Here is a 2,877-nt window from a genome sequence, read left to right as displayed (position 1 = left end):
ATCCCGATCCGATAGTTCCTCCGAGGCTCAGAAAGAGAAGATCAATAGTGGTGAGCTCCTTTCTGAATCTCTTATCGGAAGTTGTAGACTATACAAACGTGTCTTGCTCTGTCATCACATGACATCATGACATTATCTATTTAAATCTTCTCAAAAATTTTCCGAATTCTATTAGTTATTAAATAAATGTCTTATTACTGTAAATATTTAGACATAATGCTAAAAAGTGCTCTGTATATTATTTATTCATTTTAAGGTATTAATATAAGTTTATGGTTTTATGACAAAATTTAAGTGCTGCTATTCTTTTATCATATGAAAAATTGTCCTATTCCGATCCTAATGATCTAATCTTTTCTATATTATAATGATCCATTTTATCAGATTTATATGAAAGAAGATATTTATACATCTGTCCATTTTTATTTTATGGTGTTAGGTTCATTACCTCCTCTAGCTATAGGATTTTTCGGGCTTGGAACCGGCTATTATGTATGGGGTGGCTGGGAATTTTTCAGAATACCTAGAGAGACCACTGAAAAGCTAAATAAAGTTCTTGGTCAGTGGGGGATATGGATGCCTGGCTTCATGCAGTTTATCACCGGCACATACCTTTTTCTTGGCCTCACAATATTTCCAGCCTTCCAATCTTCACCGGTCCTATATATGGCTGCAACGGCTTTCACGGCCTATGGCGTGCATTGGTTTGCGCTTGGAATCAACAAATATGTGCAAGGTGATACGACTGTTGATGGCTTTATGGCCATCGCCTTTCTTTGGATAAGCATAACAGGAGCCTTCGTTTTCTTTAATGCGGGCGATATCCCAGTTGGCACGCTATTCGTGCTTCTGGCCTTTGTGTACATAACGGATATTCCTGCAAGCCTTCTCAAATCAGCAGCATGGACTCGAGCCAAAGGATTCTTTCATCTGATCACCGGAACATGGCTTATGTATCTCTTCTTTGCAGCCGTAACGACTTTTGCGCTTGGAATGCATTTGCCTCTGTGATATTTATATATAAATTAATTTGAATATCCTTATTTTTAAAATTACAATAACTTTAAGAATTGTTATATAGTGATAATGATTTTAGATAAATGATCGGTATCATGGCTAGCAGAACGCTTTCGTTATCGATAGATGGTAAAGAATTCATAGCGCAAGAAGGTGATACCATCCTTCAGATCTTGATGAAAAATGGCATAGATATAAGCCATATCTGCTACCATCAAAGTCTCGGCCCAATTCAAACCTGCGATACCTGCCTTGTAGAGGCCGATGGAAAGATAGTGCGATCTTGTTCCACCTTCGCGAAGGATGGTATGTCGATTGTCTGTAATGCTGGCAGAATAAAAGATCTGAGAAAAGAGGCCGTGCAGAGAATCCTGGCCAATCACAACCTGTACTGCACTGTATGCGATAACAACAATGGAGACTGTGAACTTCACAACGCAGTTGTTGATCTCAAGATCGATAGGCAAAAATATTCGTTTAGCAAAAAACCCTATGAAGTTGATGATTCAAACCCATTCTATGTCTATGATCCTTCGCAGTGCATCCTGTGCGGACGCTGTGTCGAGGCGTGCCAGGATGTTCAGGTAAATGAGACAATACATATAGACTGGACTCTGGAGAGGCCAAGAGTTGTATGGGATGATGGATCAAAGATAAATGATTCCTCCTGTGTTTCATGCGGCCACTGCGTTACAGTCTGCCCGGTCAATGCTCTAATGGAGAAAACCATGATCGGAAATGCCGGTTACTTCACCAATATCGATCCCAGAACCAAGGAGACAATGATCGATCTTGTCAAGTCATTAGAGCCTGTCATAACCATGGACCCTGTGATGACGCTGAGCAATATAGAGTCAAAGATGAGGGAATCAAGGATAAAAAAGACGAAGACAGTCTGTACCTATTGTGGTGTTGGATGTTCATTTGAGATGTGGACGGTCGGACGCAGGATCCTGAAGGTCCAGCCCAAGCCAGAATCACCTGCAAATTCGATCTCTACTTGTGTAAAAGGAAAGTTCGGGTGGGACTTCGTTAACAGCCCGGACAGATTAACATATCCGCTGATAAGGGAAAATGGAAGGTTCAGGAAGGCCAAATGGGAAGAGGCCCTTGATCTAGTGGCAAAACGTCTTATGGAGGTGAAGGAGAAGTACGGCCCTGATGCCATAGAGTTCATAGCCTCATCCAAGGGAACGAACGAGGAGGCTTATCTTATGCAGAAGCTTGCCAGACAGGTTTTCGGCACAAATAACGTGGACAACAGTTCGAGATTCTGCCAGGCACCTGCCACCACCGGACTATGGCGAACTGTCGGTTATGGAGGTGATGCAGGATCAATAATGGATCTGTATAAAGCCGATCTAATACTCGCGGTGGGAACAAATACAGCCGAATCGCATCCTGTCATAGCTGCAAGGATAAAAAGAGCGCATAAACTCAATGGACAGAAGCTGATAGTGGCAGATCTGAGAATGCATGAGATGGCCAGAAGAGCCGACCTCTTCATCCATCCGAAACCGGGCACAGATCTTGTATGGATAAATGCCGTTGCAAGATACATAATAGAACAGGGATGGCAGGCCAAGGAGTTCATACAAAAACGTGTAAACTTCTATGAAGATTATCTGAAAAGTCTAGAACCCTTTACGCTTGAATTCGCAGAGAAGGTTTCTGGCGTAAGTGCAGATGAAATTAAAACGATAGCGTCGATGATCCATGATGCGAGGAATGTCTGTGCCATATGGGCCATGGGTGTAACACAGCATCAGGCCGGCAGCGATACCTCAACCGCACTTTCCAATCTTCTTCTCTTGACGGGAAACTACGGGAGGCCTGGTACTGGCGGTTATCCGTTGCGCG

Annotated in this window: 2 protein-coding genes; both read left to right on the top strand. The window is 42.6% G+C overall.

Annotated elements, in window-relative coordinates; all coding sequences use genetic code 11:
• The first annotated feature begins 429 nt into the window (after positions 1 to 429).
• On the top strand, positions 430 to 1,011 hold the full coding sequence (locus tag Q0C15_RS05915) for a hypothetical protein (protein WP_297217303.1): 582 nt from the start codon (positions 430 to 432) through the stop codon (positions 1,009 to 1,011).
• 89 nt (positions 1,012 to 1,100) lie between these two features.
• Positions 1,101 to 2,877: molybdopterin-dependent oxidoreductase (locus Q0C15_RS05910; protein ID WP_297217301.1), on the top strand; the 1,777-nt coding region annotated here is incomplete at its 3' end.

This window comes from Thermoplasma sp., assembly GCF_023256435.1.
Classification (GTDB): domain Archaea; phylum Thermoplasmatota; class Thermoplasmata; order Thermoplasmatales; family Thermoplasmataceae; genus Thermoplasma.
This window is presented reverse-complemented; position numbering and strand designations above follow the sequence as displayed.